The following is a 13,430-nucleotide window of genomic DNA, read 5'->3' on the forward strand; positions in this document are numbered from 1 at the left end:
TTCCTCCAGCGAATGAGTGTATTTCTTTCGTGCCGATCATCGAGGCCATGGCACCGTCAAGCTCGGTGCCATGAAAAAGCAGGCATGCGAGGCGGCCATCACGGCCGTCACTTCTTCGGCGACACCGGCGCCGCTGGGCCACTATGCGCAGGGCATCCTGCATCAGGGCGTGCTGCATGTCGCCGGACAACTGCCGGTCGATCCGCGTTCGCCCGAGCGTGTCGGTGCGCACAGTGCTTTCGCCCACCAGATGCAGCAGTTGCTCGCCAACTGCGATGCGGTTCTAGAGGCTGCAGGCAGTGGCCGGGCCGGGGTGCTTTCGCTGACGCTGTACCTCACCGACCTGAACCACTGGGAAGAGGCAGACCACCTATGCGCCGCTTTCTTCGGCGCGCATCGCCCCGCGCGCACGGTGCTCGGCGTTGCCGCCATTCGCAAGGGCTACGCGGTGCAAGCCTCCATGGTGGCGGCACTCACGGCGCAGCCCATATCCGTACCCGAGCACTGAAACGACGATGACCCAACGAACACTTTTCCATGTCGATGCATTCACTCGCACCCCGTTTCGCGGCAACCCTGCGGGCGTTGTCCTGAATGCGGACGGCATGTCCGACGAAGCCATGCAGGACCTGGCGCGCGAGCTCAAGCATTCCGAAACGGCCTTCGTGTGGCGCGCCGACGCTGACGACCACGACCTGCGAATCCGCTACTTCACGCCCACCACCGAAGTCCCGCTGTGCGGCCACGCCACCATTGCCGCACACTTCGCGCGTGCCACGGCCTTGCAGCTTGGCGAGGTGACGCTGCGGCAGAAGACCGGCGCCGGCATCCAGACCGTTGGCATCTCCCGAAGCGCCACAAGCGGGCATCGGATCGTCATGCATCAGGGCGCCCCTGTGTTCGAAGCGCCACTCGAGGGAGCACTGCGCGAGCGCATCGTTGCAGCGCTCGGGCTTGCACAAAGCGATGTGCTGGATGCGCTTCCAGTGCAGGTCGTCTCGACCGGGCACAGCAAGGTCATCGTTCCGCTAAAGCCGCAAGTCGATCTCGACGCACTGCGCCCGGACATGCCCGCGCTCTCGCAATTGAGCAAGGAGATCGGTTGCAACGGCTACTTCGTTTTCCAGCAGCCGATCAGGGAAGAAGCCGTGACCGACGGGCGCATGTTCGCGCCAGCCATCGGCATCACGGAAGACCCGGTGACGGGCAACGCCAACGGGCCGCTCGGTGCCTACCTGGTGCGCCACAAGCTCATGCCCCACGATGGCCATATGCTGCGCTTCCAGGGCCGCCAGGGGCGCGCGCTGCGCCGGGACGGCATCGTGCACGTCGAAGTCGGCGTGGCGGACGGCGAACCAACGGCGGTCTCCATCGCCGGCGATGCCTGCATCCTTTTCTCTGCCGCACTCCACGGTTGACGCATGACAAAACCGTAATCGCAGTGACGGCCAGCGAGCGGTTGGCTTTTCTAGAGTTGGGGCGTGATGTGTTTCGTTGAGGAAACGGCCGCATCACACAGCCATCTCCAACACAGAAAGGACCTCCTCGTGAAACGCACCCTGCTCGCCCTGGGCACCCTCGCCTTCTTCTCCACCGCCTTCGCGCAGCAACCGCACAGCCACAGCGCGGAAGCCGAGGCCGACTTCGACAGCAAGCCGCAGGCCGCCGCCGAAGCGAAGAAGAACAACAAGCAACCGGGCGCCGTGCGCATCAAGGACGGCAGCACCGCGCGCGGTGAAGGCTCGGCCGTGGCGACGCCCAGCAAGACGGAAAAGGCTGGCGAAGCCCGCGCCGGTGCGCGCGAAGCCAAGCCCCACACCGTGCCCACGCCGGGCGGCACGCCGAAGTAAGCCGCGCCGGCAGGCGTTCTTCAAGCCGCCGCGAGATAGCTGCTGTGCAGTATCTCCGGCCGGCTTCGCAGTTCTTCCGATGAACCCGCGAAGGCCATGCGCCCGCGCTCCAGCACATAGGCGCGGCTCGACACGGCCAGCGCCACCGTCGTGAATTGTTCGATCAGCAGCACGCCCACGCCTTCGCGCGCGACCTGCTGCACCACCTCGACCAATCGCTTGACCACGGTGGGCGCGAGCCCCAATGAGAGTTCATCGATGGCCAGGTAGCGCGGCTTGCCGATCAGCGCCTGCGCAATGCACACCATCTGCTTTTGCCCGCCCGACAGCGATCGCGCGGGCAGCGCCAGCTTCACGCGCAGTTCGGGGAACACCGCGAGCATCTGTTCGACGGCCTCTGCCACGCGCGATGCGGGAAGCGCCGTGGCAGCGGCGCGCAGGTTGTCGAGCACCGACAAGTCACCCAGCACGCGGTGCCCTTCCGGCACCACCGCCACGCCCAGCGCGCGCACGCGCTCGGGCCGCTGGCCGTGCAGCGCATGGCCTTCGACCTCGATGCGCCCGCCGGTGAGCGGCAGCACGCCACCGATGGCCATCACGGTGCTCGACTTGCCCGCGCCGTTGGCACCGAGCAGGGCAGTCACTTCGCCGGGCGGCACCTGCAGGTCGATGCCGTGCAGCACGGCCTTGCCGCCGCGCTGCAGGCGCAGGTCGTTCACGCTCAACATGGGGTGAAAGCTCCGTCGTTCATTCCGTTCCCAGGTAGGCCTTGCGCACGGCCGGGTCGTCGAGCACCGCGCGCGTCGGGCCGAGCGCGAGGCGACGGCCGAAGTCGAGCACCAGCGTCTGCGAGCAGGTGGCGGCGATGAGGTCGACGTCGTGGTCGATCAGCAGCACCTGCGCGCCGCAGAAGGCATGCACCGAGCCGATCACGCGGCGCAGCGCGCCGGCTTCCTGCTCGGTCAGGCCTGCGCCGGGTTCGTCGAGCAGCAGCAGGCGCGGCGCGCCGACCAGCGACTTCGCAATTTCGAGCATGCGGCGCTGGAACAGGTTCAGGCGATGGCCCAGCACCGTGGCCACGTCGAGCAGGCCCGTGTGAGACAGCGCACGCGCCACCTGCGCCACCGCTTCGCCGCGCGCATGCGGCACGTGGTCGAGCAGCGCGCGCACGTTGTCCCACACGCTGAGGTCTTCCACCACCTGCTCGGTCTGGAACGAGCGGCGCAGGCCGAAGCGCACGCGCTCGATGGGCTTCTGGCCCAGCAGGTCGGTGCCGTCCACCGCAACGGAGCCGGCACGCGGCAGCACGAGGCCGCTGAGCACGTTGACCAGCGTGGTCTTGCCCGCGCCGTTCGGCCCGATGAGACCGCACACCGGTGCGTCGAGTTCGGCGCTGAGTCCGTCGATGGCCTTGACGCCGCCGAAGGCGACGGTGAGATCGTTCACGCGGATCATGGGCCGGGCTCCTTTTCTGCGCGCTGGCCACGCTTGAGCCGCCTGCGCACCGCATCGAACGCACCCACCAGTTGCCCGGCGATGCCGCTCGGCGCGGTGATGAGCGCATGCAGCAACGCCACGCCGAAGAAGATCATCGCCAGGTAGCCGTTCACGCCGAAATCGGTCAGCAACGCGGGCACCGCGCGCAGCAACAACCCCGCGATCAGCGCGCCGGCCCAGTGGTACACGCCGCCCACCACGGTGAGCGCGAACAGCATCACCGAATCGCCCGCGGTGAAGGCACGCCCGTCGAGCTGGCCCACGCCGCCCGCGAGCAGCGCGCCCGCCACGCCGGCGCAGAAGCCGGCCAGGCCGAAGGCCCAGGTCTGGTAGCGCAGGATGTTCACGCCGGCCGCCACGGCGGCAGCCTCGCCGCGCCGGATCAATGCCCACGAGCGGCCCGCGCGCGTGCGCCGGTGCAGCTCGATCAGCGCCAGCACCGCCGCCAGCCACACGGCCACGTAGCGGAAGTAGGCCGCATCGGACAGCGCCAGCGCGGGGCGCGGCATCATCAGCCGCTCGCTGCCGAACACGCGGCCCAGCCAGCCCGCGCCGCCATCGGGAAAGCCCATGACGTTGATGACGACCTGGAAGCCGCCCGCCATCATCATCGTGACCAACGCGAGGTACAGCCCCTTGAGCCGCAATGCGGGCAGGCCCGCGAGCATGCCCACCACGCACGACAGCAAGCCACCCGCGAGCACCGACAGCTCGAAGGGCCAGCCCAGCCCGTGGCCCGCGCGCAAGGCGATCCAGCCGCCCGCGCCGAGCAGCGCGTACTGGCACAGCGACACCAGCCCCAGTTGGCCGTACAGCAGCGCCACGCCGGCCGCCGCAATCGACAGTGCGAGCGACGACGTGAGCGTCTTGATCCAGTAGGCATTGGCCAGCCACGGCACCACGAGCCCGATGAGCAGCACGCAGCCCACCATCACGGCCAATGAAATGCGGGCACGGCGTGTCACCTCGGCCAGCGAGGCCGGCAGTCGCGCGATGTCGTCGGGCGCTTGCGCCGCCCCGGTGAAGATCGAAGCGCTCATGCCTGCCGCGTGCCCGTGCGAAAGAAGACGATCATCGCCAGCGCAATCAGGAACGGCGTCGCCGTGCGAAAGGCCGCGAAGCCCGGCACGGTGATCGCCAGCGCCTCCAGCACACCGATGGCGATGCCGCCCGCCACCGTGGCCGGCAGCGAATGCAGGCGGCCGATGATGGCGGCGGCAAAGGCCGGAATCACCAGGAAGGTCAGCAGCGTGGCCTGCAGCCGCACGATGTTGGCAAGCAGCAGCCCGCACACACCGGCGAAGGCGCCGCTGAGCACCCACGCCACCGTGTCGACGCCGAGCACGCGGATGCCGAGCAGCGCGCTCAGGTCGCGGTCGTTGGCCAACGCGCGCATCTTCAAACCCACGCGCGTCTTCGACAGCAGCAGGCCGACGCCGCCCATCATCAGCACCGCGAGCGCAAGCCCCACGGCGCGCGTGTGGGTGAGCCGCACCTCGACCTCGCCCAGCACGAATTCGATCGCACCCGCATCGGTGGGCAGCACCAGCCGGCGCGGCTGCTCGCCCCAGTACCACTCGGTGAAGCCCACCACCACCAGCGCGAAGCCCAGCGTGGCAATGCTGCGGATGGTCGGGTCGCGGTGCGACAGGCGCGGCGCCAGCAGCCGGCCATAGGCCAGCGACAGCAGCATCGAGGTGACGATGGCCGCGCACCACGCCAGCCCCTGCGGCCAGTCGGCTTCGAGCATCGACCAGGCCACGTACGCACCGATGGCGCCGATGGCACCGAAGGCGAAGTTCAGCACGCCCGACGAGCGGTAGAGCACCACCAGCCCCACGCCCGAGAGCGCATACACCGCGCCCAGGCCCAGGCCCGAGATGACGAAAGGCAGGTAGTCCTCCATGGCCCGGCGCGCTTACTTCAGGCCCATCTTCAACTCGTCCGCGCGGATGTCGACCAGCTCCGGGTCTTCCGCCGTCAGGCAGCCGCCGGGCGCGAAGCGCCAGCCGTTGCCGTCGGGGCTGGCGACCGGGCCGCTGTTGTTGGCGTTGTGGCGGTTGCCGTTGCCCACGTAGAAGGGCTTGCACAGGATGTCGCTCTTGAAGTCGCTCACCTTGCGCAGCGCATCGGTCACGCCGGCGCGGTCGATCTTCTTCGGGTCCATCTTCAGCAGTGCCTGCGTCACGATGCGCGCGGCGATGTAGCCGCCTTGCGAGAAGGTGTCGCGCGGATCGCTCTTCGCACCGTACTTTTCCATCACGGCCAGCCAGTTCTTGTTGTCGGGCCCGGCCGATTCGAGCGGATTGAATTCGAGGTTGACGTCGAAGTTGCCCTTCCAGTACGGGCCGATGGCCTTGGGCACATCGGTGTTGTAGGCCGGCGCGGCCGAGACGAAGTGGATCTTCTTGCCCAGGTTCTGCTGCTCGGCCGCAGCCAGCATCGGCACCAGGATGCCCTTGGGCACGTTCATGATGATGGTGTCGGGCTTCTTGGCGGCGGCCTGCAGCATGGTCGAGGTGGCATCGGCCGAGCCGGGGTCGATGGCGATGGTCTCGACCTCCACGCCGTTCTTCTTGCCCCATTCCTTCGGCCCTTCGCAGGCCCAGTTGCCCAGGCTGGGGATGTTCGGAATGATGCAGACCATCTTCCTGGCCTTGTACTTCTGCGCGGCGTACATGGCGGCGATGGTGGCCGACACGCGCGGCCCCGCGTTCACCGGCACGTAGTTGCGCGCGTTGAAGCATTCACGCGGCACGCCGGTGCCGGCAATGACCATCACGCCTTCGTCGGCGTACATCTTGGCGTTGGCGCCGCACTCCACGAAGCTGGTGCTGCCCGCGAGCGCGACCACCTTGCGGTCTTTCACGAGCTTGGACGCGACCTGCGCGGCGGTCTCGGGGCTCCACTGGTCATCGACCACGATGTAGTCGACCGGGCGGCCGTTGATGCCGCCATTGGCGTTGACGCACTTGAAGTACGCGGCCGCCGCCTGGCCCGAGGCGCTGAAGTCGTCGGGGCCGGTCTTGCCGACCACCGCGCCGATGGGAATGGGCTCGCCGGTGGCGGGCTTGCCGGTGTTGAGGCCGCAGTCAGGGCCCGATTGCGCCCATGCGCCGCTGAAGCCTGCCAGGCCCATGGCGCCAACGACGGCCGACAGCGCGATCTTCTTTGTTCTCAGCATGATGATGTCTCCTTTGTTTGATCGGAACCGGTGCGGCGAGGCTTGTTGGCCTACACCGCCATGCACACGCTCTTGAGCTCGGTGAAGCTCTCGACCGCCGCGCGCCCCAGGTCGCGCCCGTAGCCCGACTGCTTGACGCCGCCCAGCGGCAGTGCGTTGTCGAGCACGTTGTGCGCGTTGACCCAGACCACGCCCGCCTGCAGGCGCGGCACGATGCGATGCACGGCCGAGAGGTTGTTCGACCACACGCTCGCGGCCAGGCCGTAGGCGCTGTCGTTGGCCAGGCGGATCGCGTCCTCGACGTCGTCGAAGGGCACCACGGTCGCGACCGGGCCGAACACTTCCTCGCGCACGATGCGCATCGAAGGCCGCGTGTCGACGAACACGGTCGGCCGCACGAAGCAGCCGCCGTCGAAGGCGCGGCTGCCGCCGGTGACCAGCGTGGCGCCCTCGGCCACCGCGCCGTCGATGTGGGCCATCACGCGATCGACATGGCGCTTGGACACGAGTGGCCCGAACTGCGCCTGCGGATCGAAGCCCGAGCCGATGTGCAGGCCTTCGGCCGCCTGCGCCAGTTGCTTGACCACTTCATCGAAGATGCCGCGCTGCACGTACACGCGTGAGCCTGCTGTGCACACCTGCCCCTGGTGAAAGAAGATGCCGTTGGCCGCGCCCTGCGCCGCCGCCGCCGGGTCGGCATCGTCCAGCACGATGAGCGGCGACTTGCCGCCCAGCTCCAGCGTGAAGCGCGCCATGTTGTCGACCGCCGCGTGGCCGATGCGCTGGCCCACGGCGGTCGAGCCGGTGAAGCTGATCTTGCGGATGTCCGGGTGCGCCGCGAGCGCGGCACCGGCGGTGGCGCCGCGTCCGCACACCACGTTGAGCGCACCGGGCGGAAAGCCCGCCTCGATGGCCAGCTCGGCCAGCCGCAGCGCGGTGAGCGGTGTTTCTTCCGACGGCTTGAGCACCACCGTGCAGCCGGCCGCGAGCGCGGGCGCCACCTTCCACAGCGCGATGGCCAGCGGAAAATTCCACGGCACGATGGCGCCCACCACGCCGACGGGTTCGCGCCGCGTGTAGGTCACCCATTGCGGGCCGGGAATGCCGATGGAGTTGTCGAGCGTCTGCCCTTCGAGCTTGGTGGCCCAGCCCGCCATGTAGCGCACGAACTCGGCACCGCCACCCACGTCGACCATGCGCGCGATGCCGCGCAGCTTGCCGCTTTGCAGGGTTTCGAGCGCGCTGAGTTCGTCGGCGTGCGACTCGATGAGCGTCGACAGCGTGTACAGCATGCGCTCGCGGTCGGCCGGGCGCAGCGACTTCCATGCGGCGCTCTCGAAGGTGCGGCGCGCGCTGGCAACGGCGGCATTCACGTCGGCCGCGTCGCTGTCGGGGGCTTCGGCCACCGTCATCTCGGTGGCCGGATCGACCACCGGCAGGTAGGTGCCGTTGGTGGGTGCCACCTCGCGGCCGTCGATGTGGTTGCCGCGCCGGCGCTGCGCCAGCAGGCCCACCAGGCCGAGGTGCTCGAGCGACAGGTCTCGCAGATTCATGGGTTGGCTCCGGGCAATGCGTTGAATGGAAAGAAGAGGGGCAACTCAGGCCATGGCCCGCGCCACGAGCAGCGTGTCGGTGAACTGTTCGAAGCGGCGCACCTTGCCGCCCTGCACCTGCCACACATGCGTCACGCGGGCGTGCATGGTCTTGCCGGTGGCGCGATGGCGGCCGTGGTAGTCGCCGATGCCGACCACGGTGTCGCCGCCATCGACCAGCCGTTCGAGCACGAAGCGGTAGCCCTCCCACTCAGTGCCCAGCACCTTGAAGACCTTCTCGACGACCTGTGCCGGCCCGACGTGCGTGCCGGCACACGGAAAGCCGGCCATCTCGGTCCACTGCACGTCGTCGGCCACGTCGGCGAACATGGCTTGAAGGTCGTGGCGGTCGGAGGCGGCGTAGTGATCGGCAACGATCTGATGGGGGGTGCGCATGAAGAAAGGCTCCTGGTGTGACAGCAAGAAATGAAGGGAATCAGACCGGCCCGAACTCGGGCGGATAGAAGGTCTGCGAGGCCTTGCGCATGAAGGCGCCGGCGGGGTTGTTGGCGACTTCGCCGGTGCCGGTCACGCCGAGGAACTTGCCGGTCGAGCGGCCGCTCGCGAAGTCGAAGAAGAACACCGATGCGACGGGAATCAGGAACTCGCGGAAGGTGAAGACGTACTGGTCGTCGTCGAACTTGTAGTAGCTCGCGAGGTCGACGTCGCCATGCCCGCGCTGCACGCCCACCAGGCATTGCCAGGCGTAGCGCTCGGCGCTCAGGTAGGTGTGCTCGTAGGTGTGGTTAGGGCTGTAGGTCTGCCAGGTGCGCAGGCCGATCAGGTCGCGCGTGGGCTGCGGCACGGGGCCGGTGGCGGTGCCACCCTCCAACGTGCCGACCCAGAAGTCTTGCGGCACGCGCGGCTGGCCTGCGGCTTCTTCTGCGCTGACGATGCGGCAACGGATCGCGAGCACGCGACGGGTGCGCGTGTTGAGCACGATGCTCAGGGCCTCGGTCGGGCGGCTGGCCTGGGTGATGTCGAGGAAGAAGGTGTCGGGCGCGACCTCGATGGCTTCGTACCAGTCGCCTGTGCTTTGTCCGCCGCGTGCGCCCTGCTCGCTCCAGTCCAGCGCATGCTGCGAGCGCGGCTGCAGCGTGAGCTGGAAGCCGGGCAAGGCGAGCTTCAGTGTCTGGCCGGCGAGTGCATCGGTGGCGGGCAGGCGGTTGGTGGCGATGCCGAGGGCGAACTGGTCGTAGGTCTTCCAGTCGGCGGGCTTGGTGGCTTCGTTGGTGCTCATGGCGTTTTTGTTTCTGCCGTCTCAGGCGTCGTGCGCGAAGGCGATGGTGGGCAGGTCAACGGCAGATGCGCCGCCATCGACCATGAGCGAACTGCCGGTGACCATCGCGGCCAGCGGCGAGGCCAGGAACAGCACCGCGTTTGCCACGTCTTCGGGGCTGGCGGCGCGACCCATGGGCACGTCGCGCGTGACGAGGTCGTAGGCCGCATCGGCGCCCGACAGCCGGTACTTGTCGACGAGCACCTGCATCTGCTCGTCGGCCATCTCGGTGCGCACCCAGCCGGGGCACACGGCGTTCACGCGCACGCCCTGCTTGCCGTAGTCGCGAGCCAGCGAACGCACGAGGCCGATGAGCGCGTGCTTCATCGTCACGTAGCCGATCACGCCCGGTCCCGCGAAGTGGCCGGCGAGTGAAGAGAGCACGACGATGTTGCCGCGCTGCGCGATGAGTTCGGGCAACAGCTCGCGTGCGCAGACGAAGGCGGTGTCGAGGTTCAGGCGCGTGGAGAGCGCCCATGATGCGTCGTCGGTGGACAGCGCATCGCCCACGCCGTGGCCGCCCGCGTTGGCGACGAGCACATCGACGCGGCCGAACTTTTCGCGTGCGGCGTCGAGTGCGTGCTGCACGTCGGCGGTGCTGGCGGCATCGCCTGAAACGGCGAGCCCACCGAGCTTTGCGGCAACCGTTTCGAGCTGCGCGAGGCGACGCCCCATCAGCACGACACGGCCGCCCGCTGCGACGAACTGCGCAGCCACTGCGGCGCCGATGCCGGTGCCGCCGCCGGTGATGAATGCGACCTTGCCGGTCATCGATCCTGTGGAACTCATTCGCTCTGTCTCCTTGTTGAGTGGGACTCTAGGTTTCAGCGCGCATCGGCGATTGACCGAACGCGCAGTGTTCGTTGCCCGACAGCGCGGCGTTGGCGTAGCGCTGTCACGCCGTCTGCCCCAGCACGAAGGCTGCGCAGCGCTCGGCCAGCATCACCGTCGGCGCGTTGGTGTTGCCGCTGACCAGCGACGGCATCACCGAGGCGTCGCACACGCGCAGCCTTGCCACGCCATGCACGCGCATCTGCGCATCGACCACGGCCATGTCGTCGCTGCCCATGCGGCAGGTGCCGCTCGGGTGGTAGACGGTCTTGGCGCGCTGGCGCACATAGGCTTCGATGGCGTCGTCGGCCATGTCGTCGGCGGCGGAAGGCGCGAGTTCTTCGGACACCACTTCGCGCAGGGCCGGCGCACGCAGGATGCGGCGCGCCAGCTTCACGCCGCGCACCAGCGTGTCGACGTCTTCCTGCGCGCGCAGGTAGCCGCCGTCGAACAGGATCGGCGCCATCGGGTCGGGGCTGCGCAGCCGCACGCTGCCGCGCGATTTCGGCCGCAGGAAGCAGGGGTTGATCGAAATGCCGTGGCCGGCCAGCGGCTCGCGGTCGACATCGCCCACGAGCACCGGCAGCACATGGAACTGCAGGTCGGGCCGGCCCGCGCCGGCGGTGTCGACGAAGCCGCCGCTCTCGACCACGTTGGAGGTGAGCAGGCCGGTGTTGAAGAACATCCATTGCAGGCCATGCTTGAGGGCAGCCAGCCCGCGGTCGTTGCCCAGCAGGCTGATGGGCTCGCGCGTGCGGCCGTAGACCGACACCTCCAGGTGGTCCTGGAAGTTCTCGCCCACGCCGGGCAGCGCGTGCGTCACCGGAATGCCGTGCGCCTGCAACTGCGCGCCGGGGCCGATGCCCGACAGCATCAGCAGCTTGGGCGAGGCCAGCGCGCCAGCCGAAAGAATCACTTCTTCGCGCGCGGTGGCAACGACTTCTTCGCCGCTGGCGTCGCGGCCGGTGCGATAGACAACGCCGGTCGCGGCGCCATCCTGCGTCAGCACGCGCATGACGTGCGCGCCGGTGACCACCGTGAGCTTCGGGTTGTCGCGCACCGCCGCAAGATAAGTGGCGGCAGTGCTGGCGCGGCGGCCTTCGAAGGTGGTGGTCTGGTAGAAGCCCACGCCGGCCTGTTCGGCCCCGTTGAAGTCGTCGTTGTAGGGCAGCCCGGTCTGTTGCGCGGCGCGCAGGAAGGCCAGGCTCAGCGGATGGCGAAAGCGGGTGTCGCTCACCTTCAGCGGGCCGGTGGTGCCGTGCAGCCCGCAAGCCAGCCGCGCATTCGACTCGGCCTTGCGAAACCACGGCAGCACATCGCTCCAGCCCCAGCCTTCGCAGCCCTGCGCCTGCCAGCCGTCGTAGTCGGCCGCCGTGCCGCGGATGTAGACCATGGCGTTGACCGAGCTGCCGCCGCCCAGCGTGCGGCCCTGCGGCACGAACATCTTTCGGCCGCCCGCCGCGGCCTGCGGCTCGCTCTCGTAGGCCCAGGTGCGCTCGGTGCCGATCACGCGCACGAAGGTGGCGGGCATGTGGATGAAGCGGTCGTTGTCCGGCGGTCCCGCCTCCAGCAGCAGCACGCTGCGCCCCGCCAGCACCAGCCGGTGCGCCAGCACGCAGCCGGCCGAGCCGGCCCCCACCACCACGAAGTCGAAGACCTGTTGCGCCATGTTGCTTGTCCCGTTCCTTGATCCGAAGTTCTTTTCTTGTTCCGGAGGCGGATGCTCGGGGCTGCGGCACGCCGTGGCGCACCGGGGCGGGTTGGTGCAACTCAAATTGCGCTGTCGGTCAATGCGCGGGCCCCTGCGACAATCGCGGGATGCCTTTCGCCCCATTGCAAAACGACACTTTCCTGCGGGCCTGCTGGCGCCAGGCCACCGATCACACGCCCGTCTGGCTGATGCGCCAGGCCGGCCGCTACCTGCCCGAGTACGTCGCCACGCGCGCCAGGGCGGGCAGCTTCATGGGGCTGGCGACCAACACCGACTACGCCACCGAAGTCACGCTGCAGCCGCTGGAGCGCTACCCGCTCGACGCGGCGATCCTGTTCTCGGACATCCTCACCGTGCCCGACGCCATGGGCCTGGGCCTGTCGTTCGAGGCCGGCGAAGGCCCGCGCTTTGCGCGCCCGTTGCGCGACGAAGCGGCGGTGAACGCGCTCGAAGTGCCCGACATGGACAAGCTGCGCTATGTGTTCAGCGCGGTGGCCTCGATCCGCAAGGCGCTCGATGGCCGCGTGCCGCTGATCGGTTTTTCGGGCAGCCCGTGGACGCTGGCCTGCTACATGGTCGAAGGCGCGGGCTCCAGCGACTACCGGCTCGTCAAGGGCATGCTGTACAGCCGCCCCGACCTGATGCACCGCATCCTCGCGGTCAATGCCGATTCGGTGGCCGCGTACCTCAATGCGCAGATCGATGCCGGCGCGCAGGCCGTGATGGTGTTCGACAGCTGGGGCGGCGTGCTGGCCGACGGCGCGTTCCAGGAATTCAGCCTCGCCTACACAGCACGCGTGCTGGCGGGCCTGAAGCGCAACGGCGCCGACGGCCAGCCCGTGCCGCGCATCGTGTTCACCAAGGGCGGCGGCCTCTGGCTGGACGCCATGCGCCAGCTCGACTGCGAAGTGCTCGGCGTCGACTGGACGGTGAACCTGGGCGCCGCGCGCCGCCAGGTCGGCGAAGGCACCGACGACAAGGCCAAGGCGCTGCAGGGCAACATCGACCCGAACGTGCTGTTCGCGCCGCCGGCGCAGATCGAGGCCGAAGTGGCCAAGGTGCTGCAGGCTTTCGGCAAGCCGCACGCCGACCGCAACGCCACGGGGCCGACTCACATCTTCAACCTGGGCCACGGCATCAGCCAGTTCACGCCGCCGGACCATGTGGCGGCGCTGGTCGAGGCGGTGCACAGCCAGTCGCGCGCCCTGCGCGGTTAAAAATGTGACGCAAAGGGCGAGGCGCGCGCAGACGCCGGAACGCCTTCAAAAGTCGGTCCACAGCCGTTTGTCAAGCGCAAAAACGGTATTGCAGGCCGGACTTATGCACAAAACTCGTGTTGCACTGCGCAAGATTATCTGAGGCACCTCTCTCTTTGCTACGAAAGAGATAGCGACGCTAAGTTGTTGATTTATATAGGATTTGATTTTTGCTTTTTTTCCGGGCAATCCAGTCAGAGCCTTGATTTTCAAGGCTCGCCAGCGTGTCC

At 68.3% G+C, this 13,430-nt stretch carries 13 protein-coding genes and 1 pseudogene; 4 read left to right on the forward strand and 10 right to left on the reverse strand.

The window, feature by feature from the left end:
- The first annotated feature begins 70 nt into the window (after positions 1-70).
- From ACSFB7_RS08610 to ACSFB7_RS08620, 3 genes are all read left to right on the forward strand, one after another.
- On the forward strand, positions 71-508 hold the full coding sequence (locus tag ACSFB7_RS08610) for a RidA family protein (protein WP_435469014.1): 438 nt from the start codon (positions 71-73) through the stop codon (positions 506-508).
- 7 nt (positions 509-515) lie between these two features.
- Complete coding sequence (locus tag ACSFB7_RS08615) at positions 516-1,418, forward strand: PhzF family isomerase (protein ID WP_435469016.1); 903 nt, start codon at positions 516-518, stop codon at positions 1,416-1,418.
- 129 nt (positions 1,419-1,547) lie between these two features.
- On the forward strand, positions 1,548-1,850 hold the full coding sequence (locus ACSFB7_RS08620) for a hypothetical protein (RefSeq protein WP_435469018.1): 303 nt from the start codon (positions 1,548-1,550) through the stop codon (positions 1,848-1,850).
- A 20-nt stretch (positions 1,851-1,870) separates the two neighbouring features.
- Here the strand turns inward: ACSFB7_RS08620 and ACSFB7_RS08625 are convergent, their stop codons facing one another.
- The 10 genes and pseudogenes from ACSFB7_RS08625 to ACSFB7_RS08670 form a co-directional block, all read right to left on the reverse strand.
- Positions 1,871-2,578, reverse strand: a complete 708-nt coding sequence (locus tag ACSFB7_RS08625; RefSeq protein WP_435469020.1) for an ABC transporter ATP-binding protein — start codon at positions 2,576-2,578, stop codon at positions 1,871-1,873.
- A 19-nt stretch (positions 2,579-2,597) separates the two neighbouring features.
- Positions 2,598-3,305, reverse strand: coding sequence for an ABC transporter ATP-binding protein (locus ACSFB7_RS08630; protein WP_435469022.1), 708 nt, complete (start codon positions 3,303-3,305; stop codon positions 2,598-2,600).
- Positions 3,302-4,387, reverse strand: a complete 1,086-nt coding sequence (locus ACSFB7_RS08635; protein ID WP_435469024.1) for a branched-chain amino acid ABC transporter permease — start codon at positions 4,385-4,387, stop codon at positions 3,302-3,304. Before ACSFB7_RS08635 ends, ACSFB7_RS08630 begins: the two co-directional genes overlap by 4 nt.
- On the reverse strand, positions 4,384-5,253 hold the full coding sequence (locus ACSFB7_RS08640) for a branched-chain amino acid ABC transporter permease (protein ID WP_435469026.1): 870 nt from the start codon (positions 5,251-5,253) through the stop codon (positions 4,384-4,386). Before ACSFB7_RS08640 ends, ACSFB7_RS08635 begins: the two co-directional genes overlap by 4 nt.
- 12 nt (positions 5,254-5,265) lie before the next feature.
- Positions 5,266-6,531 (reverse strand): ABC transporter substrate-binding protein, encoded by a 1,266-nt coding sequence (locus ACSFB7_RS08645; RefSeq protein ID WP_435469028.1) that lies wholly within the window; start codon positions 6,529-6,531, stop codon positions 5,266-5,268.
- 50 nt (positions 6,532-6,581) lie between these two features.
- Positions 6,582-8,084: an aldehyde dehydrogenase family protein gene (locus tag ACSFB7_RS08650; protein WP_435469030.1), complete on the reverse strand. Its 1,503-nt coding sequence runs from the start codon at positions 8,082-8,084 to the stop codon at positions 6,582-6,584.
- A 45-nt stretch (positions 8,085-8,129) separates the two neighbouring features.
- Positions 8,130-8,519 (reverse strand): nuclear transport factor 2 family protein, encoded by a 390-nt coding sequence (locus ACSFB7_RS08655; RefSeq protein WP_435469032.1) that lies wholly within the window; start codon positions 8,517-8,519, stop codon positions 8,130-8,132.
- A gap of 40 nt (positions 8,520-8,559) precedes the next feature.
- A complete protein-coding gene (locus ACSFB7_RS08660) occupies positions 8,560-9,363 on the reverse strand; it encodes a MoaF C-terminal domain-containing protein (RefSeq protein ID WP_435469034.1) in 804 nt (267 codons plus the stop codon).
- A gap of 21 nt (positions 9,364-9,384) precedes the next feature.
- Positions 9,385-10,191, reverse strand: coding sequence for an SDR family NAD(P)-dependent oxidoreductase (locus tag ACSFB7_RS08665; protein ID WP_435469036.1), 807 nt, complete (start codon positions 10,189-10,191; stop codon positions 9,385-9,387).
- 121 nt (positions 10,192-10,312) lie between these two features.
- Positions 10,313-11,902, reverse strand: a pseudogene (locus ACSFB7_RS08670) (GMC family oxidoreductase); the annotation flags it as partial.
- 149 nt (positions 11,903-12,051) lie between these two features.
- Between ACSFB7_RS08670 and hemE the strand changes: the two are divergent.
- A complete protein-coding gene (gene hemE / locus ACSFB7_RS08675) occupies positions 12,052-13,161 on the forward strand; it encodes a uroporphyrinogen decarboxylase (RefSeq protein ID WP_435469038.1) in 1,110 nt (369 codons plus the stop codon).
- The last annotated feature ends 269 nt before the right edge of the window (positions 13,162-13,430 follow it).

It is taken from the genome of Variovorax raffinosi, from assembly GCF_051216615.1.
Taxonomy (GTDB): Bacteria; Pseudomonadota; Gammaproteobacteria; order Burkholderiales; family Burkholderiaceae_C; genus Variovorax.

Coding starts and splice junctions, on each gene's coding strand:
- ACSFB7_RS08610 (WP_435469014.1), top strand. CDS start 71: ATGAAAAAGCAGGCATGCGAGGCGGCCATCACGGCCGTCACTTCTTCG.
- ACSFB7_RS08615 (WP_435469016.1), top strand. CDS start 516: ATGACCCAACGAACACTTTTCCATGTCGATGCATTCACTCGCACCCCG.
- ACSFB7_RS08625 (WP_435469020.1), bottom strand. CDS start 2,578: ATGTTGAGCGTGAACGACCTGCGCCTGCAGCGCGGCGGCAAGGCCGTG.
- ACSFB7_RS08630 (WP_435469022.1), bottom strand. CDS start 3,305: ATGATCCGCGTGAACGATCTCACCGTCGCCTTCGGCGGCGTCAAGGCC.
- ACSFB7_RS08635 (WP_435469024.1), bottom strand. CDS start 4,387: ATGAGCGCTTCGATCTTCACCGGGGCGGCGCAAGCGCCCGACGACATC.
- ACSFB7_RS08640 (WP_435469026.1), bottom strand. CDS start 5,253: ATGGAGGACTACCTGCCTTTCGTCATCTCGGGCCTGGGCCTGGGCGCG.
- ACSFB7_RS08645 (WP_435469028.1), bottom strand. CDS start 6,531: ATGCTGAGAACAAAGAAGATCGCGCTGTCGGCCGTCGTTGGCGCCATG.
- ACSFB7_RS08650 (WP_435469030.1), bottom strand. CDS start 8,084: ATGAATCTGCGAGACCTGTCGCTCGAGCACCTCGGCCTGGTGGGCCTG.
- ACSFB7_RS08655 (WP_435469032.1), bottom strand. CDS start 8,519: ATGCGCACCCCCCATCAGATCGTTGCCGATCACTACGCCGCCTCCGAC.
- ACSFB7_RS08660 (WP_435469034.1), bottom strand. CDS start 9,363: ATGAGCACCAACGAAGCCACCAAGCCCGCCGACTGGAAGACCTACGAC.
- ACSFB7_RS08665 (WP_435469036.1), bottom strand. CDS start 10,191: ATGAGTTCCACAGGATCGATGACCGGCAAGGTCGCATTCATCACCGGC.
- hemE (WP_435469038.1), top strand. CDS start 12,052: ATGCCTTTCGCCCCATTGCAAAACGACACTTTCCTGCGGGCCTGCTGG.